21 protein-coding genes are annotated in these 19089 nt (G+C 49.7%); 14 read left to right on the top strand and 7 right to left on the bottom strand.

All coding sequences use genetic code 11. From position 1 onward, the window contains the following. The first annotated feature begins 1 nt into the window (after position 1). The 10 genes from BLX24_RS24225 (at position 2) to BLX24_RS24185 (ending at position 9526) form a co-directional block, all read left to right on the top strand. On the top strand, positions 2 to 394 hold the full coding sequence (locus tag BLX24_RS24225) for a DoxX family protein (RefSeq protein ID WP_071505841.1): 393 nt from the start codon (positions 2 to 4) through the stop codon (positions 392 to 394). Further along, positions 391 to 969: a YdeI/OmpD-associated family protein gene (locus BLX24_RS24220; RefSeq protein ID WP_071505803.1), complete on the top strand. Its 579-nt coding sequence runs from the start codon at positions 391 to 393 to the stop codon at positions 967 to 969. Before BLX24_RS24225 ends, BLX24_RS24220 begins: the two co-directional genes overlap by 4 nt. A gap of 34 nt (positions 970 to 1003) precedes the next feature. After that, positions 1004 to 2137, top strand: coding sequence for an acyltransferase family protein (locus BLX24_RS24215; protein WP_071505802.1), 1134 nt, complete (start codon positions 1004 to 1006; stop codon positions 2135 to 2137). A 114-nt stretch (positions 2138 to 2251) separates the two neighbouring features. After that, positions 2252 to 2554 (top strand): DUF1330 domain-containing protein, encoded by a 303-nt coding sequence (locus tag BLX24_RS24210; RefSeq protein WP_071505801.1) that lies wholly within the window; start codon positions 2252 to 2254, stop codon positions 2552 to 2554. Positions 2555 to 2637: 83 nt separating this feature from the next. Then, complete coding sequence (locus tag BLX24_RS34090; RefSeq protein ID WP_083422150.1) at positions 2638 to 2772, top strand: DUF1398 family protein; 135 nt, start codon at positions 2638 to 2640, stop codon at positions 2770 to 2772. Between the two features lie 228 nt (positions 2773 to 3000). Then, positions 3001 to 4353, top strand: a complete 1353-nt coding sequence (locus BLX24_RS24205; RefSeq protein WP_071505800.1) for a flavin monoamine oxidase family protein — start codon at positions 3001 to 3003, stop codon at positions 4351 to 4353. A gap of 125 nt (positions 4354 to 4478) precedes the next feature. Next, on the top strand, positions 4479 to 5885 hold the full coding sequence (gene leuC, locus BLX24_RS24200) for a 3-isopropylmalate dehydratase large subunit (protein WP_071505799.1): 1407 nt from the start codon (positions 4479 to 4481) through the stop codon (positions 5883 to 5885). A gap of 124 nt (positions 5886 to 6009) precedes the next feature. Further along, complete coding sequence (gene leuD / locus BLX24_RS24195) at positions 6010 to 6606, top strand: 3-isopropylmalate dehydratase small subunit (protein WP_071505798.1); 597 nt, start codon at positions 6010 to 6012, stop codon at positions 6604 to 6606. A 102-nt stretch (positions 6607 to 6708) separates the two neighbouring features. After that, on the top strand, positions 6709 to 8208 hold the full coding sequence (locus tag BLX24_RS24190; RefSeq protein WP_218160717.1) for a hydroxymethylglutaryl-CoA lyase-like TIM-barrel protein: 1500 nt from the start codon (positions 6709 to 6711) through the stop codon (positions 8206 to 8208). Between the two features lie 250 nt (positions 8209 to 8458). Continuing rightward, positions 8459 to 9526 carry a DUF5694 domain-containing protein gene (locus tag BLX24_RS24185; protein ID WP_071505796.1) on the top strand — a complete coding sequence of 356 codons (1068 nt, stop codon included), beginning with the start codon at positions 8459 to 8461 and terminating at the stop codon, positions 9524 to 9526. A 59-nt stretch (positions 9527 to 9585) separates the two neighbouring features. Here the strand turns inward: BLX24_RS24185 and BLX24_RS24180 are convergent, their stop codons facing one another. Then, positions 9586 to 10485, bottom strand: coding sequence for a hypothetical protein (locus BLX24_RS24180; protein ID WP_071505795.1), 900 nt, complete (start codon positions 10483 to 10485; stop codon positions 9586 to 9588). 143 nt (positions 10486 to 10628) lie between these two features. Beyond that, complete coding sequence (locus BLX24_RS24175; RefSeq protein WP_071505794.1) at positions 10629 to 12695, bottom strand: hypothetical protein; 2067 nt, start codon at positions 12693 to 12695, stop codon at positions 10629 to 10631. A gap of 122 nt (positions 12696 to 12817) precedes the next feature. Here BLX24_RS24175 and BLX24_RS24170 point away from each other — a divergent pair, with 122 nt between their 5' ends. Next, complete coding sequence (locus BLX24_RS24170; RefSeq protein ID WP_143092786.1) at positions 12818 to 13666, top strand: DNA/RNA non-specific endonuclease; 849 nt, start codon at positions 12818 to 12820, stop codon at positions 13664 to 13666. A gap of 11 nt (positions 13667 to 13677) precedes the next feature. Continuing rightward, positions 13678 to 14040, top strand: coding sequence for a VOC family protein (locus BLX24_RS24165; protein ID WP_071505792.1), 363 nt, complete (start codon positions 13678 to 13680; stop codon positions 14038 to 14040). Positions 14041 to 14075: 35 nt separating this feature from the next. On the opposite strand, the gene lysM is transcribed toward BLX24_RS24165, so the two are convergent. Beyond that, positions 14076 to 14552 (bottom strand): peptidoglycan-binding protein LysM, encoded by a 477-nt coding sequence (gene lysM / locus BLX24_RS24160; protein ID WP_071505791.1) that lies wholly within the window; start codon positions 14550 to 14552, stop codon positions 14076 to 14078. Positions 14553 to 14760: 208 nt separating this feature from the next. On the opposite strand from lysM, the gene BLX24_RS24155 reads away from it, so the two are divergent. Next, entirely contained in the window at positions 14761 to 15549 is a 789-nt protein-coding gene (locus BLX24_RS24155; protein WP_071505790.1) for an outer membrane beta-barrel protein, read from the top strand. 38 nt (positions 15550 to 15587) lie between these two features. On the opposite strand, the gene BLX24_RS24150 is transcribed toward BLX24_RS24155, so the two are convergent. Together BLX24_RS24150 and BLX24_RS24145 are read right to left on the bottom strand one after the other, a co-directional pair. After that, the gene (locus BLX24_RS24150) at positions 15588 to 16163 is read right to left on the bottom strand and encodes a hypothetical protein (protein WP_229201887.1); all 576 of its coding nucleotides are present in this window, start codon (positions 16161 to 16163) and stop codon (positions 15588 to 15590) included. A 79-nt stretch (positions 16164 to 16242) separates the two neighbouring features. Next, positions 16243 to 16578 (bottom strand): winged helix-turn-helix transcriptional regulator, encoded by a 336-nt coding sequence (locus BLX24_RS24145; RefSeq protein WP_071505789.1) that lies wholly within the window; start codon positions 16576 to 16578, stop codon positions 16243 to 16245. Between the two features lie 301 nt (positions 16579 to 16879). Between BLX24_RS24145 and miaA the strand changes: the two genes are divergently transcribed. Continuing rightward, on the top strand, positions 16880 to 17782 hold the full coding sequence (gene miaA, locus BLX24_RS24140; RefSeq protein WP_071505788.1) for a tRNA (adenosine(37)-N6)-dimethylallyltransferase MiaA: 903 nt from the start codon (positions 16880 to 16882) through the stop codon (positions 17780 to 17782). Between the two features lie 23 nt (positions 17783 to 17805). Here miaA and BLX24_RS24135 read toward each other — a convergent pair whose 3' ends face one another. Both BLX24_RS24135 and BLX24_RS24130 read right to left on the bottom strand, forming a co-directional pair. After that, the gene (locus BLX24_RS24135; RefSeq protein WP_071505787.1) at positions 17806 to 18099 is read right to left on the bottom strand and encodes a rhodanese-like domain-containing protein; all 294 of its coding nucleotides are present in this window, start codon (positions 18097 to 18099) and stop codon (positions 17806 to 17808) included. A 33-nt stretch (positions 18100 to 18132) separates the two neighbouring features. Then, positions 18133 to 19089 (bottom strand): DUF4034 domain-containing protein, encoded by a 957-nt coding sequence (locus tag BLX24_RS24130; protein ID WP_071505786.1) that lies wholly within the window; start codon positions 19087 to 19089, stop codon positions 18133 to 18135.

Raw genomic sequence — 19089 nt, 5'->3', positions numbered from 1 at the left:
CATGATCAAGCGAAACAAAATCATCTATTGGGTTGCCACGCTCTGGCTTTCATTAGGTATGGTATCAACTGGTATCGTACAAATCATGCAGATTGACGAAGAAGTAGCCATGATGCATCGTTTAGGCTACCCGGGCTATTTTCTGACCTTATTAGGGGTCTGGAAGCTTCTTGGCGTCATCGCTGTACTTATGCCTAAATGGCCCTTACTAAAGGAATGGGCGTATGCGGGCTTTTTCTTTTCTATGTCAGGAGCCCTTATCTCCCATGCTGCCGTCGGTGACCCGGCCAGCGAATTTTTCGGTCCGGGCTTATTATTGGTTTTAACCGGCGTTTCGTGGGCTTTCCGGCCCGGAGATAAAAAGTTTATGTCCGTAAACCCATCGTTGGTATGAATCCGGCTGTCGATTTCTTCTTCCACAAAGCCACGCAGTGGCAGGACGAGTATGAAAAGCTACGGCAGATCGCACTCAGCTGCGGCCTGACCGAGGAACTGAAGTGGGGCGTTCCCTGCTATACCTACCAGCAAAACAATGTGGCCCTGATTCACGGCTTTAAAGCCTATTGCGCCCTCCTGTTTGTCCAGGGGGCACTGCTCCATGACGCAGATGGGTTGCTGATTCAGCAAACGGAAAACGTACAGGCTGCCCGCCAGCTGCGCTTTACCAGCCTGAAACAGATTCTGGAACTGGAACCGACCATTAAAGCATACCTGTTTGAAGCTATTGAGGTTGAACGGGCGGGCCTGAAAGTGCCGCTAAAGAAACTGGAGGACTATGCCGTAGCGGACGAGTTTCAGGAGAAACTGAATGAAAATCCGGCTCTGAGCGCCGCTTTCGAATCCCTGACGCCCGGCCGGCAACGCGCCTACCTGCTCCATTTTTCCGCTCCGAAGCAGTCTAAAACAAGAGCGGCGCGGGTCGAAAAAAGTATTCCGGCTATTCTGAACGGTAAAGGGTTGAATGATTAATTTTGCGCTACAGTTTAGAAAATAGCGACTCAACATGTCAATCCACCCGGCCAGACTCAACGGGCTCGACCACTTACGGGCCATGGCCATTATGTTTGTCTTTTTTTTTCATTATTTCATCATCAGCAAAGGCGAACCGGAGTGGTTGCCGGGCGTCGCTAAATTCGGCTGGACGGGTGTTGATTTGTTTTTCGTGCTCAGCGGTTTTTTAATTGCGGCACAGCTTTTTGCCCGGATCAAAGCCGGTCAGCCATTATCGTACCGGGATTTTTTCCTCAGACGCGTTTTCCGCATCATACCGGCATATCTGGTCACGGTCGGGCTATATTTCGTTTTCCCGGCTTTCCGCGAACGGGAAGCCCTGCCCCCACTCTGGCGCTTCCTGACTTTTACTCAGAATCTCGGCCTGAATCTGAAGGATTCCGGTACGTTTTCTCATGCCTGGTCGCTGTGTGTGGAAGAACATTTTTACCTGTTCCTGCCGCTCATCCTGATCCTGCTGCAACAAACAGGCCGGTTCCGCAGGGCATCGTGGCTGTTAATGATTTTCTTTCTGGGCGGATTTGCGGTCCGGTATGTGTCCTACGTTTATTTATATGGTCCCTTTCAGACAGATGATGCAAGCTGGATGTATTGGTACAGGTACATTTACTATCCCACCTATACCCGTCTCGACGGTCTGCTGGCCGGTGTGACCATTGCTGCTCTATCTGTTTTTGCTCCCGTCCGCTGGCAAACGGTGGCCAGCTACGGCAATTGGCTGTTGTTGCCGGGGTTACTGATGCTGACGGCGGCTTATTTCCTGTGCAAAGATCAGCAGACGTTTTCTGCCTCGGTGTTTGGCTTTCCGCTGATTGCGCTCGGCTTCGGGTGTATCGTTGGTACGGCCCTCAGTCCGGCATCGGTTTTATTCCGGTGGTATTCTCCGGTAACGTCTTTGCTGGCCAACCTGTCGTATGCGCTCTATTTAACCCACAAAGGCATCATTCACCTGACACGTGAACTATTGGCGGGTAATGAACTGCACCCGAACCTGATGCTGGTCATCTGCACCATCACCTGTCTGACAGGTGCCTATGCCATGCATATACTGATCGAAAAACCGTTCATGCGTTTACGGCACAGGGTAACGACAAGCGTAGAGACGCAACATCTTGCGTCTCATTAACCGGCAGGTTGCAGCCAATCACGCAAAATGTACGTACAAAATGAGACGCAATAACTCGTTGATAAGGGTTTACAACTAAACGAGACGCAAGATGTTGCGTCTCTACATGAAAAAATGATCTACATTACACAGCTTATTTATCTTATTGACGGACAGGAGGAAACCTTCGATGCGTTCGAACGGGTGGCCATACCGCTGATTGCCAAATACAACGGACGCTTATTGCTCCGAAACCGGCTGTCGCCGCAAAACGTCATTGAGCAATCCATTGAGACGCCCTATGAAATTCACCTGGTCGAATTTGATAACGAATCGGATCTGGCTGATTTCTTCAAAGACGAAGAACGGAAGCGGTTCGTGCACCTGAAAGAACAATCGATAAAGTCGGTCTGGCTGATTAAGGGCGAAAAACTGTAATACATTTGTTGAAAAATATACTACCCTCAGGGCCGCTACAACCTTACGTCAGGCACTTCGTTATTGCTGAAAACAAGGCAGGCATGACGTATAATTTCCGTCGACAGGGATGGTCATCGGGCATTGACAAATGGACGGTGTGCATGGAGCAACTAACCTGTACGTATAACGACAAAGCCGGTCAGGAGATCCTGGCCGAAGCAATTCCAGCCTTGTAGAGACGCAACATCTTGCGTCTCATTAACCGGCAGGTTGCAGCCAATCACGCAAGATGTACGTACAAAACGAGACGCAACATCTTGCGTCTCATTAACCGGCAGGTTGCAGCCAATCACGCAAAATATATGTACAAAACGAGACGCAAAATATTGCGTCTCTACTGTCCGGCAGGTAACCACAGCAGGCTATTTTTCGTCACAAGACAAACAGATTTTGCCGGAAATACGATGCAGCGACGGAAATTTATAAAACATAGTATGGCGGGGGTGCCGATTGCCGCTTCGCTTTTATCAACTGCCTGTACCTCCAAAGAGGTGGCCGACCCCAAAACCAAACGCGTACTGGTGATCGGGGCCGGTCTTTCGGGGCTGGCAGCGGCCAGACAGCTACACGAAAAAGGATTCATCGTAACGGTATTGGAAGCCCAAAACACCATTGGCGGCCGCCTGCGGACAAACCGGTCGACAGGCATCGCCTTTGATGAAGGAGCCAGTTGGATTCATGGGATCGACGGCAATCCGATGACAACACTGGCGCAACAGGCCGGCATGCAAACCTACCCGACGGTTGACGAAAGCCGGGTATCCTACGACATTGGAGGTATCAAGCGCAAGGCAGCGGTTTACGACGCAGCCGAAGACGAATTATATGCGATACTGGGTTCACTTATGAAGCAGGGCAGCAATACCCGAAGCTTTGAGTCGGTTTTTAATGCCATTTACCCCACTAAAGCTAACGACCGCCTCTGGCGCTTTTTCCTGTCGACGTATGTCACCTTCGACACCGGCGATCTGGATAAACTATCGTCGTTGCTTTACAATGAAGGCGAGGAATATAGCGGCGTTGAAACCATCGCGACCAACGGCTATGACACCATCGCCACTTACCTGGCCAAGGGGCTGGACATACGCCCCGGCCAGCGTGTTACCGCCATTGATTATAGCTCACCAATCGTAAAAATAACCCACAATGGCAGCATCAGCGAAGCCGATTATGTGATTGTAACGGTACCGCTCGGTGTGCTGAAAAAAGAAAGTATCCGGTTTACGCCCATGCTCCCCGCCAGCAAGCAGGTGGCTATCCGGAGCGTCGGTATGAACTGCGTCAATAAATTTCTGCTTATCTGGGAAAAGGCGTTTTGGGACGATGTGCAGTACATTTCGTACACGCCGGCCGTGCGGGATAAATTCAACTATTTTGTTAATGTCCGGAAGTACCAGCCCACCGTTAATGCACTGATGACATTCGCGTATGCCGACTATGCGCGGCAAACTGAGACGATGACCGATACGCAGGTAGTGACCGAGATCATGGCCCACCTCAGAGATATCTACGGCACCGGTATTCCCGAACCGGCCACCTTGCTGCGGACGAAATGGCAAAACAACGAATTTACCTTTGGCGCTTATTCCTACACGGCCATTAACACAGAAATGACCCACTTTGACGATCTTGCCGAAGCCATCGATAACCGGCTTTTTTTTGCCGGTGAGCATACGCATATTGATTATTTCTCCACAGCTCACGGCGCCTGGCTGAGTGGTATCCGCGAGGCCGGAAAAATCATTGACTTACTTTAAGCAATACCGTTTCCCTCTCAAATATTACTCTTGAACCAAAATCGCTATTTACTGAACGCGTACCGTGATGCCGATTGTCCAATTAATTCTGACCTTTGCCCTATACGAATTATTTGCCGATCGCTATGAGTAACCCAACTACCCTTTTCGACAAAGTGTGGGACGCACACGTTGTCCGGAAAATCGAGGACGGACCCGATGTTCTGTTCATCGACCGTCACTTTATCCATGAAGTTACCAGCCCGGTTGCCTTCCTTGGCCTTGAAAGCCGGGGTATCGGTGTGCTTTATCCGGAGCGGACTTTTGCCACAGCTGACCACAATACGCCGACCATTAACCAGCACCTGCCGGTAGCCGATCCGCTTTCGGCCAATCAGCTGGCCGCGCTGGAAAAAAATTCAGCTAAGTACAACATCTCTCACTGGGGTCTGGGCCATCAGAAGAACGGTATCGTTCACGTAGTAGGGCCGGAAAACGGCATTACCCTGCCGGGCATGACCATCGTATGCGGTGACTCACATACCTCCACACACGGAGCGTTCGGTGCCATTGCCTTTGGTATTGGTACGTCAGAAGTTGAAATGGTATTGGCCTCGCAGTGTATTATGCAGCCGAAACCAAAGAAAATGCGCATCAGCGTGAACGGCACACTACAAAAAGGAGTCGTTGCCAAGGACGTGGTGCTCTATATCATCTCGCAGATCTCGGCGAGTGGTGCGACAGGTTACTTCATCGAATTTGCAGGGGATGTATTCCGGAACCTGTCGATGGAAGGGCGGATGACCGTTTGTAATATGAGTATCGAAATGGGCGCCCGTGGTGGTATGGTCGCTCCTGACGAAAAAACCCTGGCCTACATTGAGGGTCGCGAACAGGCACCGAAAGGCGACGCCTGGGACAAAGCCGTTGCTTACTGGCAGACGCTGAAAACCGACGACGGCGCGGTATTCGACCTCGAATACGTCTACGACGCGGCTAACATTGAACCTCAGATTACCTACGGAACCAACCCGGGGCTGGGTACGGGTATTACCAACCATATCCCAACCGCCAGCCAGGTTCTCGACGGCGCGGCCTCATATGCCAAGTCACTGAGCTACATGGGCTTTGCTGAAAATGACTCGATCATTGGCAAACCAATCGACTACGTATTCCTCGGCAGCTGCACCAACGGCCGGATCGAAGACTTCCGCGCCTTTGCCTCTATCGTAAAAGGCCGTAAGAAAGCCGATAACGTAACGGCATGGCTCGTGCCTGGCTCGCACATTGTTGAAGCACAGATTAAAGAAGAAGGCATTCTGGATATTCTGACTGACGCCGGTTTCCAGCTGCGTCAGCCGGGTTGTTCGGCGTGTCTGGCCATGAATGATGACAAAATTCCGGCCGGTAAGTATGCGGTAAGTACCTCAAACCGGAACTTCGAAGGTCGTCAGGGCCCTGGCGCCCGTACGCTCCTGGCTAGTCCGCTGGTCGCGGCCGCCGCTGCCGTTACAGGTGTCGTTACAGACCCGCGGGAACTGATTGCCGAATAATGGACAAGGTAAAATGATACGTGTATAATTCGTCAGCAAGCTGTTGCTTAGTTCGCCCTTTATACATTCATCATTCTTCTACTTACTCATTATTCATTCTACATTTTTCATTATTCATTTTATCATGGCTTACGATAAATTCACCATATTGAAAAGCTCGGCGGTGCCGATGCCGATCGAAAACGTTGATACTGACCAGATTATTCCTGCGCGGTTCCTGAAAGCAACGGAGCGTAAGGGTTTTGGCGACAATCTGTTCCGGGACTGGCGCTATAATGCCGACGGAACACCAAAAGAAGATTTTATCCTGAATAACCCGATCTACAGCGGTAAAATTCTGGTTGGCGGTAAGAACTTTGGTAGCGGATCAAGCCGCGAACATGCGGCCTGGGCCATCTATGATTACGGCTTCCGTTGCGTCGTATCGAGCTTTTTCGCCGATATTTTCAAAAACAACTCCCTGAACATCGGCATTCTGCCGGTACAGGTTAGCCCGGAGTTTCTGGATAAAATTTTCCTTGCGATCGAAGCTGACCCTAAGGCCGAACTGGAAGTGAACCTCCCCGAGCAAACGATCACCATTGTCCCAACCGGCGAACAGGAGTCATTTGCGATCAATGGCTATAAAAAGCACAACATGACCAATGGTTTCGATGATATCGATTACCTGCGGTCACTGAAGGAAGATATTGCTGTTTTTGAAGCCGCAAGGCCGTACTAAAGAGCGAAAGAGTGAAAGAGAGAAAGAGTGTCTTTTTCTTTCTTTCACTCTTTTGCTCTTTCATTCTTTCGCTCTTTATTAATGAGTCGTCTTATCGAAATTATGGATACGACACTCCGCGATGGTGAACAAACCTCGGGGGTGTCTTTTTCTGCTTCTGAGAAGCTGACAATTGCCCAATTGCTGCTGAAGGAAGTGAAAGTGGACCGGCTGGAAGTTGCCTCTGCCCGTGTGTCGGACGGCGAATTTCAGGCGGTGAAGAAAATTACCCGTTGGGCACAGGAAAACGGCTGCATTGACAAGATTGAAGTCCTGACCTTTGTTGATGGCGACACCTCCGTTAACTGGATGATCGATGCCGGAGCCAAGGTGATGAACCTGCTCACTAAAGGCTCGATGAATCACCTGATCCATCAGCTGAAGAAAACGCCGGAACAACACTTCCGGGAGATTGAACAGGTCATTAGCCTGGCCCGCTCGAAGGATATCCGTTGCAACGTGTATCTGGAAGACTGGAGCAACGGTATGCGGAATTCACCCGATTACGTTTTTCAGTTCCTGGATTTTCTGACCCGGCAACCGGTCGACCGTGTTTTACTGCCCGATACGCTGGGAGTTCTGACGCCGCATGAGACGTATACCTTCATTAAATCAATCGTTGACCGGTATCCGAACAGCCATTTCGATTTTCATGCCCACAACGACTACGACCTGAGCATTGCCAATGTCATGGAAGCGGTCCGGGCAGGCGCCAATGGCCTGCATCTGACGGTCAACGGCATGGGCGAACGGGCAGGTAACGCCCCGCTGGCCTCGGCGATTGCGGCTCTGAACGATTTTATGCCGGAGGTGAAAACGTCGGTTGTTGAAACATCGCTTTATTCGGTCAGCAAACTGGTCGAAACCTTTACCGGTTTCCGGATTCCGGCCAATAAACCGGTTGTCGGCGAAAATGTCTTTACCCAGACAGCTGGTATTCATGCTGACGGCGACAACAAAAACAACCTCTACTTCAATGATCTGATGCCGGAACGCTTCGGCCGGACGCGTAAGTATGCGCTGGGCAAAACATCCGGTAAGGCCAACATTGAGAAGAACTTACAGGAACTGGGCATTAAGCTGTCTGCGGCCGACCTGAAAAAGGTAACGCAACGGATTATCGAGCTCGGCGACCGTAAGGAAATGGTAACGCGGGAGGACCTGCCGTACATCATTTCCGACATTCTCGACAGCAACTCGATCGAAGAAAAAGTAGTGGTTGTCAATTATGTGTTGACCCACTCAAAAGGGCTGCGGCCGTCCGCTACGTTGCAGGTACAGATTAAAGGACAGCTTTATGAAGAAAACGCGCAGGGCGACGGTCAGTACGATGCGTTTATGAATGCGCTGAAAAAAATCTACCAGCGGCTGAAAATGCCCTTGCCGATGCTGACTGACTATACCGTCCGGATTCCGCCAGGGGGTAAAACCGACGCACTCTGCGAGACAATTATTACCTGGAGCATAAACGACAAGGAGGTAAAAACGCGCGGTCTCGACTCCGATCAGACCGTATCGGCCATTAAAGCCACGCAGAAAATGCTGAACCTGCTGGCTATTTAAGTGATTTTTTTATCCCATATCTATCCCTTGCGCTGAAATCAGGGGAAGGGAGATACAGCGTATCTCCGACCAACACCCCTATTTTACCGACCAACGCCCGGTTAGCAGGTACTACCTGTTTCCGGGCGTTGGTCGTTTTATTGACGGGTTAGCCGACATGACGGGCAGGTTGGTCGAATTGATTCGTGGAAGGTGATCAGGCGGGTGCAACTTTACACCATCAACTCACAACGCACAAAACGCAACGACCATGAAAACGCTCATTACAACCTTACTCCTGGCCACCTCTACCTTGCTCTCGTTTGCCCAGTCTGCCCAACCTGTGGAAGTGTTTCTGATCGGGACATCGCATAATTACTACACGCAGTACGAAAAATTTGAGCCCGTCATTTCAACCGTGGTAGCCTATAAGCCAGACCTTATTTTCTCAGAAAGCCTGTCACCTGCCGACTACGACGTTCTGACCGACTACTGGAACCAGAAAGGCATCGACAAAATCATGAACAACCTGAAAAAGGCGGGTTATCCGGCTCCGAAAAATCTCGATGCCTTTATCCGGAAACAATATGCGGTGCTGGCCAAACACCCCAATTTTCATCAGGACCGGATGAAGCTGGCCCACGCCCTGTTCTACAAACATGACTTCAGCAATGCCAATTACCAGCTCTATCTGATCCATAAAGCAAAGCCTGTCCTTGGCCCCGAAGAACTGGCAGCCTGCAACAAGATACTGGGGCCCGTTGATTCACTCAAAAATCTTGGCCTGCGTGCAAACAGTGAGTACACAACCATCTTTTATCCGGCAGCCCGGCAGCTGGGCGTACAGAAAATGACACCGATGGATTGCCAGACCTACAATACGCCGTGGGACAAAGCATGGGATAAATCGAATTCCCTCTTCCGCCAATTTGAAAAAAGCCTGACGTCTCTGGACACCGCCGGCGCAACCGTTCTTGGCTATAAAAAGATGATGGGGCGCTATCTGGAGCTCGACAAAAAGGAAACGGAAATCGGGAAGCAAGGTAAATTGACCGCCTTCCTGAACTCTGCTGAAGGCGACGAGTTTCTGCACCTTGCCAACTTTTACGGTGGTAAATACATGCTGGATATCCCCGGCTACCCGGCCAAAGAGGTAAGTGAGATGCTGCATTTCTGGCAGCTCCGCAACGAAGGAATGTGCCGGAATATCGTAAACCGGGCACGCGAAGCCGGAGCCAAACGGGTGGTCGTGGCTGTGGGGGCCAATCACCGCCGGATCATGCTTGACATTCTGGCCGCTATGCCCAATGTGACGGTTAAATCACTCAATAATCAATAAAAAGTAAGGCGGCACAACTAATGGTTGTGTCGCCTTACTTTTTGTTAAGCTATACTCCGTTATAAATCCTCGCTTTTCGTTTCCACGAGAGCGATTCCCTTTTTACGGGGACTGTTTCCTTTTAGTTTAAAGATATTGTTCAGTGATGCATAGCGCTGGGCATATACAAAGCGCAGTGAAACCCCGAAGCTGTATCCCTGTCCATCGCCCTTTACCATCGATGTTTGGGTAGACCAACCATTATCCAGATAGGTCATATCGGTAGTTACGGCATTACCGAATCCCCAGGCTCTGCGGCCGTAGACGCTGACATACCACTGATCGCTCAGCCGGGCATTGTATTCCAGACCAACCTGAACAGTAGCCGTCGGGCGAAGATTTGTAGACGTCATGCTGCGAATGATAACGGTATCAGGCGACGTCTGAAAATCACGGTAACGCAGGCCATCCACCAGAAAGCGATCTACCGAACGCCCCCGATTAGGCATCAGCCAGGCTTCGGCAGTTAACCAAAGGCCAGACCGGAGACCGACTTTGCTGGTTGGTAACAGCATCCGCTTTCCACGCACCATAAAATTAAATTTGTCACTGTCATAACGTAAGGCAATTGGAAAAGGATGCCGGTTAATGACAAATGAGTTATGGACCGGCGAGCTGACAAATCCGCCCTCGACCCCCCACTGCTGGCGATACGTATAGCCAATATGTAGCCCCCAGCCAACCTGATTTACGTTGCGGGGAGAAAGAATACCTGCAAATGTATTGGTAATGCTGCTCCGGTCCGTACGGATGAAGCCTTCCGTACCGATATACCACTCGTCTGTCCGCGGAGCATATTTAGCGACTAGTTTCTCGTAAATATGCCGGCGTTGTTGTGCCGGAAAATAATCTGACGTACTCTGTCCCTGTCCCGGCAAGGCGAATCCCGACAAAAGTAGAAAGTAAAGGATTTTCTTCATAGGCCGACTGGATGTCTGTACATCGTAAATATAACACTTCCAGGCAATTATTGTTGGTTAACCAAAAAAAATGATTAAATGTTCGTAATAGCAAAAAAGCGCAACAGGCGGTGCCTGTTGCGCTCCGATAAAAATCGTGTTAATTAATTTTTCGCCAGTACCGAATCAGGCAGGAATGTTACGTCCACCCCTGTCAGACGCTTCAGATTAGCATGGTTATTTTTACCATCCTGATAAGCCGGATTAACCTGCATCGACCGGTTATAATAGTACGACGCAAGCTGTACTTTACCCTCATTCTGATAAATTACGCCAAGGTTGTTGTATGCCGGAGCATAAGCGTTAGCAGCACGGATTGTTTGCTTGTAGTAATAAACAGCCGAGTCGCGGTTAGGCGTAATTCTCTGGAAGACATAGGCCATTGAGAAGAACGCTTCGCCAAAGCCCGGATAAATCTGTGTTGCTTCTTTCAGGTGATCGAGCGCCCAGCGTGCATGTTGATTTGCCCGTTTCTGGTTTGTGTCAACGAGTGCCTGTGCCTGGCGGATCACCTGATCTCTGGTTTTGCCTTTCATCAGTTTCAAAACTGAGTCCAGCTTAGCCTGGTTGTTTACAATAGCGGCCACCGAGTCAATTTTCGTGCGGTCCTTCACCCCTTTTTCGATCCATTCGTTGGCCACATGGCGCTGCACCTGACAGCTGCTTGGTGCGTATGGAAGAGCAGAATTAAACAACACAAAGTTGTTTTTCCAGTCGCGGTTCCGTTCTACTGTCTTGAACGAATACAGGCCCGTAACTACCGCTAATAAGGCAATCACGGGTGCATATTGTACGAGGAATGGTTTTTTGGCTACCTCTTCACTGGTTGATTGCTCTTTCACTAACAGCTTTTGCAAACCCCACACGGCCACAAAGGCAAAGCCCATGACAGCCGCATACAGGAAACGTTCGGCCAGGATACCACCCCGCATAAAGATAAAGCCTAAACCAGGTGCCATCGTTACGAAGAACCAGTAAAGTCCGAAGCCCCACAACGTACGTTTTATAAACCCTTTCCACGCCAGCCATACCAGCGCCAGGAATGACAGAAAGCCTAACCATACCAGAATATCACCACCACGGCCCGACGGAATAACGTTGTATGAATAGTCATATACCAGCGGATGCGGCAGCACCAGCAGTTTGAGATAATACATCAGAAACTTAAAGGTTGTCGCACCCTGTGTTTTCTCAATAGCATACGGGTAGTTAGCCCAGTCGACCGGCGGCGTACCACTCAGTGTACCGATCATGACTTTTTTCTGGTAGAAAAACAACGCCGCCACAATCAGGAATGGCCATAAGCCAGCCAGTGACTGAATGATGTTACGACGGGCAAACCAGTATTGCTGAGCCGGAATCAGGCCCAGACTCACGATAGATGATTCTTTTGACAGGAAGGCCAGGTATAGGGAAATACCGGCAGCGACAATCCAGCCCCACTGTTTGGTTTCCAGGTACCGGAAGTGTGCCAGCAACATCAGGGAAATAAACAGGAAGCTAAGTACTTCGTCACGGCCTTTGATGTTGGCCACAATCTCGGTATGGATCGGATGTGCCATGAAGATCAGACCGATCAGGAATGCCATCAGTACGTCTGACTGACGCTTTGAGCTGTTAACGTTTGACGATTTGGGTGATACCAGCCACTTTTGCAGCAACACGCCGATTACCAGACCTGTCAGGGCATACAAGCCCGTATTTATCTGATGGCTAATCCCCGGATTATCCTTGAAATACTCTTGCTCAATAGCAAACGTAATCAGGGATAGCGGACGATAATAACCCAGAGAGATATTGCTGAAGTGCCAGAATTCGGTACGTAACAGGTCCGGAATCCCTTTTAGTCCTGATTTTACGAATAAGTTCTGGCTAATAGCCGCGATATCGTCAAGCGCGTAGCCATGCCCAAAAGTATTAATGTAGAGAACAAAACCGACGATTGCCAGAAGTAATGGAGGCCACCACGTCACCGGTCTGCTTTCGATGGGTAAATCAACCGATGTAGAAGCAGAGCGATTTGACCGGTTCGAACTTATTTGTGGTCGGGAGACTGGTCTTGGCGGTGTTGGGGTCGGCGTAACCGCGCGCCCGCCCGTGTTGGTGGGTCGGCTACTTTGTGCAGCCTGTATCGTTGGCTTGGGCGCTGCCGGTTGTTTTTTTTTCGACATACAAAAGTATAAATACAGTTATTTTACAAAAGTTTTTTGGTCCGGCGTACCGTTTTTGCTATGTCCGGTTAATTCCATCGTAAAGTTCACGAAGTATGCTTAGAAAGTCAACTAATTGCCTGATGCGTTGGCCAACGTTTTGCCTTTTCATCATTTTATCCGCTTCTCTGCAAGGGTGCTTACCGGGTGCGCCCAAAACGGTAGTCAATAATACGGCTCCGACAAAAGATGATAACCTCGCCCTCGGCAATCCAAGTCAGGCCGGCAGCAGCAATCCGGATAATTACCTCATTACCAGACCAGCTTATTCGCTGTCGTATAACCGCAAACGGGCTATCGCCAACTGGGTTAGCTGGCATATGAGCGCGGCCTGGAAAGGCGATGTCAAACGAGGTAACGACTTCCGGCCCGACCCTGATTTACCCGCAGGCTGGTATGCGGTTAAAACCTCAGACTACACCAACTCCGGTTTTGATCGCGGGCATCTTTGCCCGTCAGACGACCGCGACGGGTCTCCTGCCGACAACAGCGCTACCTTTCTGATGACAAACATCGTGCCGGAAGCACCCCGCCATAACCGCGAAGTATGGAAAAGCCTGGAGGATTATTCCCGCCAGTTGGTCAGCGCCGGTAATGAACTCTATATCATTGCCGGAACCGACGGAACGGGCGGAACAGGCGAAGGGGGCCAAACCTCCAGGATTGCCGATGGTAAAATAACCGTACCGGCCACTCTCTGGAAAATCATTGTCGTATTGCCTGTCGGCTCAAACGATATTAGCAGACTATCGACCAATACCCGTATCATTGCCGTTAGTATTCCAAACCGGCAAACCGCAGCCGACAAGCCCTGGACGGCCTATCTGACCAGTATAAAAGACATTGAACGCATGACAGGATATGACTTCCTTTCTGAAGTTCCCAAAGATTTACAACGCGTTCTGGAAGCACGCATTGATGCAAACCTTTAACTCCAACTACGATGAGCGGATTTCTGGGTCTACGGACTACCATTTACGCAGCACCTGATCTGACAGCAGCCAAAGCATGGTATACACAGGTGCTTGGCATTGCGCCTTATTTTGACGAGCCATTTTACGTCGGCTTTTCCGTCGGTGGATTTGAGCTGGGACTCGATCCGGACTTAACCCCGGGCATTGGTACGCCTGTCGCCTACTGGGGTGTCAGTGAGATAGACGAAATGTATAACCGGTTACTGGAACTCGGAGCAACCGTTCAGGAACCCGTACAGGATGTTGGCGGCGGCATTAAAGTAGCCGTAGTCCGCGACCCGATGGGCAATCTCTTAGGCATTATTGAAAATCCGCATTTCCGGATCGGGTAAATAATAAACGGCCGGTTCAGACCGGCCGTTTATTATTATAACTGCGGAATCCGCAACACCTGCCCGGGGTAGATCAGGTCCGGATCTTTCAGCATCGGTTTGTTTGCTTCGAATATGATACCGTATTTCATCGGATCACCGTATACCTTTTTGGCAATTGCCGACAACGTGTCGCCTGATTCAACCGTGTGGAACTGGCCTTTTGGCTGTTCCGGCTCGACTACATCCAGTTGATTGTCTACCACATGTACACCCTCTACATTGCCCACGGCCAGTGCGATTTTTTCGGCATCTTCGTTCGACTTTACTTCGCCTTCCAGGGTAACTGTATCACCTTTTGTCTTGATGGTCAGCTTATTGTATGCGAGTCCGAGCTGCTTTACGTGAGCCAGCAATGCACCGGCCCGCAGTGGCTCAACTTCGGCTTGTTTTGCCGGTTCAGCTGCCGGAGCCTCATGTTCCTTGTTAAAGATTTTTTCGCCTACGCCTTTAAAGAAATTGAGCAGACCCATACGTTGTAAGTTTAAGTGAATAACTAGTTAACTGAAGCAAAAATGTAAAAACACATCGAAAAGTCCATCATCATCTGTACAGAGAATCAGGCTTTTTTAGCGTACGACACATCATTTTAACTAGCTTCGTTTTTGGGCTACTCAATAAGTTAACACAATCCATACAAAAGAAAACATGTTATAACCTACCAAGTCAAATAAAGTACTTATGAAAACCTATTTCTGGATTCCCTGCTTACTTATTGGTAGCCTGTTATCGCAGGCACCAGCACAGGCACAACGCGTTTTTGGCGTAAAAGCCGGTGGTACCTTTACACATGGGGCAACAAACATCCCAGCACAACCTATTTCGACCGGGCTTCAAATTCCTGAGATTAAAAATAAAAACAACGGTATCGGCATCGGTTACTCAGCCGGTGTATGGGGACGACAGGATGTCGGCAGTTTCTTTCTACAGGCCGAAGTCACTTACAACCGGTTTGTCTTAAAGCAAAAAACAGATCTGACACTTGATGTCAACGCCCTGGCCGTACTGGCCCGTCAGCAGTTACCGGTGCAGATTCCGAATGGCCTTGTTACGGGGACACTACACAGCGATTCCGAATCGAGCTTACACTCAGTGAATGTACCGATTCTGATCGGCAAACGCCTGGCCAATCAGAAAGTGAGAATCTTTGCCGGCCCGAATTTTATTTTTGTAGCCAAAGCCGAAGGGAAACAGAAAATTACGGGGCAGGTCAACGGGAATTCTTCGATTGGGGTTCCGACCATACCTGTCTCCACCGAACGCACCACCGATCTGCTGAGCAGTGATGCCGGCATTCTGCAGGTAAAGCCCTTTACGTTTGCCCTGGAAGCGGGCATAGGGGTGAATCCGTTACCCAAGCTGGAAGTCGATCTGCGGTATGCTGTCCCGGTTGGGGGTGTATACAATGATAAGGGGATAACCGGATATCTTGGTATCGCAAGCCTGACGGTAGGCTATCAATTGTTTTAATTTCGACCAATTCGAATGAGTCAGTCTTAGTCACGGGCTCATTCATTTCCTGCCGGTTTAAGAATAAACTGTTCACCGGCGGCCTGAAGCTGGTACCGGATCGTCCGTACTCCGCCAGATGGCTGTGCGTTTGCATCTCCCGGCCGGTAAACCGGAAACCGGCGACACAAGACTCCGGCCTCAATCCACAGGCTATCATGTCCCATATAGCTCCCGTCATTAAGCTGCCATCCTTCTGCTTTAATTTCAGCCTTCCGCTGGCTCAGAAACTGCCAGCCGATGACCCGTCCGAGGGAGCCACTGCCATCGCTGCTGAGAAACAGATATATTTCCGGAAAGTGGTTGTCGTCCAGATCAGCAACATGGGCGTCCAGCACCGGCCGGTCAATTGGCAGATGAAATGCAGTCAGCAAGGTATTCCCCCTGACGGCCCGTATCTGCAATAATCGTTTCGTTTCAGTTACCGATGCATCAACCTGAAAACGGTAACCACCAAACGTCAATATCTTTGAAAACGGGCCGCGCTCCGAACGAATTACGTTCTTTCCTGCTACCAGCAGTGCCAGGAGCCCGAAAGCGATTATCATCCGTAAACTATTCCGCCGTTCCCGCATAAAATAAATGTCGTTGGTTCTACGTTAATGATAGAACGCAACGACATCCAAAATAGTTGAAAAGGAACTCCGGAGTGGCTTACTTCATAAATATTTCGCCAATCTCACGTAATTTTAGAAGCTGGGGCAGAACTGTTAACCCCTTCTGTGTCAAGCGGTACTCAACTCGTGGCGGTACCTCATTGTAGGATTGTTTCTCAACAACGCCTATCTCAATAAGTGCTTTTAATTCCTGAATTAACACCTTTTCGCTTACGTCAGGAATTGACTTACGGAGTTCTCCGTAGCGACGGGTCTGATCGTTCAGATGTAATAAAATGAAAAGCCTCCATTTACCACAGATTACTTCAAGCGTTTTCCGCAAAACACGGATTTCGTGCTCATTCATTAGCTGCTGAGAAACATTCTCCTTCATGTAAAACTTTCTTTTTTCTAACCCCAGGGTAGGTAACTTACTGACTTGTAGGCGGTTGTAACCTCTACAAACAAAGGTAGCTACTTATTTTCGACATTTCCCAAAAATACCTAAATACTTTCAGATGGCCCAACAAATGTTACCTTATTTTTATTTTTATAAAATAAACATTCTCAGAACGTAAGCATTTCCGACTGTTGTCAAATCGCGTAGTTTGGTCTGAAAGTCGTATTTTAGCCGGTAAAAACCCTGATGCATATACGCACCTATTTGTAACTATCAGTCACTATTTTTATCATACGTGAATAAAACCGTATTAGTAATTGCAGGGCCAACGGCAGTCGGCAAAACGGCTCTTTGTGTTGAAGTGGCACGGCATCTGCAGACTGAAATTATTTCGGCCGACTCCCGCCAGCTTTATAAGGAATTATCTATCGGGACCGCCAAACCAACACCCGGCGAAATGAGAGGTGTTCCTCATCACTTTATTGACTCTCACTCTGTTACCGAACTGGTCAGTGCCGGACAGTTTGAACGCGAAGCCCTGACCTTACTGGACGAGCTCTTTCAGCACCATAGTATTGTGGTAGTAACGGGCGGAACCGGCCTTTATATTCAGGCTCTTTGTACAGGTTTAGATGATATTCCACTCCCGGCGGGAAATATCCGCGATACGCTGATGCAACGGCTCGAATCGGAAGGATTACCGGCGTTACAAACCCAGCTGACGCAACTCGACCCTGACTATGTAAAAGAAGCTGATCTGCAAAACTGGCAGCGGGTTGTCCGGGCGCTGGAAGTGTGCCTGACAACCGGTCAGCCATATTCATCCTTCCGGCAGCGATCGGTTAAAGCGCGGCCATTCAAAACAATTTACTGTGCACTTGAGCGGCCACGCGAGGAACTTTACCGGCGTATCGACCTGCGTATGGATCAGATGCTGAATATGGGCCTTGTAGAAGAAGTATCATCGCTGGCGGAATACCGGCAACATAATGCCCTGCAAACGGTAGGCTACAAAGAAGTCTTCGAATACCTGGATGGAGCGTATGATTACCAAACCATGGTTGAACTCCTGAAGCGGAATTCGCGGCGGTATGCCAAACGCCAGCTTACCTGGTTCAGGCATCAGGGGAGTTATACCTGGTTTGCGGCTGATGATCTGAACGGCATTCTGGCATGGGTTGCAGAACAGTGCGGTTAGGCCGTTCTGCAACCCGTCTGTTGTTAGAGGGCGCGGTAGGCCAGAATGCCACCGGTTACGTTACGGACATTGTTAAATCCGTTTTCTTCCAGCAGCTGCTGCGCACGGCCACTCCGGGCACCCGAACGGCAATGAACAATTACCTCTTCGTCCTGTAAGCCGTCCAGCTCGTCAATACGATAAGGCAGTTCGCCAAGCGGAATAAGCGTAGCGCCTAGGTTATCTTCTGCATATTCATTCGGCTCCCGGACGTCAAAGAAGTTCAGCTTCTCGCCTTTTTCAAGGCGTTCTTTTAATTCGCTAACTGAAATATCCATAATGTGTATTGAAAAAATCTGTTTGAAATTACTCTACAGCCGACTGAGCGTCGCATAGTTATGAATGCCTACCAGTTTCCAGGGCATCATGGTCATACGGCCTTCAAGCTTCCTGATTTCCTGGCGGGCAAGCTCCTTTTCTCCGGTTCTAATGAGCAGCAAGGCAAAATAGTTCCTGGTAATGTAGGTCTGTAAACCAACATTTTCCGGATCGGTATAGGCTTTGTAAAGCGCTAAAACCGTTTGCTTACGCTGCGCATCATCGAAATAGGTCCGGAATGCCTCTTCCTGCCCGTCAAAATTCAGCTGTATCCACTTTTCCAGCATCGCCGACAGGTGAACGCCGGTTAGCAGCGGCCAGGTCTTTACGTCACAGTACGTGGTCAGAAAGGTATCCATCTGCTCATGACTTCCCCCCCACTTTGGCGTTAAGGCATTCAGCATAGCCATATGGGCACCCAGATGCGACGGTACCAATGTTTTTGCCTGCCGGAAATAAGCCATCAGTACCTCCTCTTCCTCTTCCAGCCCCATCAGTACAGGCAACATCCGCGAATAGCACTGGGGATCATTTCCATCTCGCTCAATAGCTTCCATCAGGGCTGCGCGGGCACTTTTCAACAGATCAAAAAAAGCGCTGGCCTGCTCAGGACTTACGTCTTTCGCCAGTTTTGAACTACGGGCATCCCAGGCTTCTTTCGTCAGAATAGCACCCATCAGCAAAAAGGGCAAATGGGCATCCGGCCGTTTGCCCATCCAGGCTTCCAGGAGGTTTGCCTGAGCATCCGGCTGGTTCGCTAAGCCCTCTATAATCAGAGACTGTTCGTGCCATGGAGCAGTGCGGTAGGCCTCCTCAAGGGTCGGAAAATCTCCTTTTTCAGCCAGTCCCGTAAATAACAATATCTGCTCAAACCCAAGGGTATTATCGGGTTTGCCGGATTTCGGAACGGCAACTGCCTTTGGCGAAAAAAGACGCTTAAAAAATGACAT

Origin of the sequence: Arsenicibacter rosenii (assembly GCF_001870735.1) — a bacterium.
GTDB lineage: Bacteria > Bacteroidota > Bacteroidia > Cytophagales > Spirosomataceae > Arsenicibacter > Arsenicibacter rosenii.
This window is presented reverse-complemented; position numbering and strand designations above follow the sequence as displayed.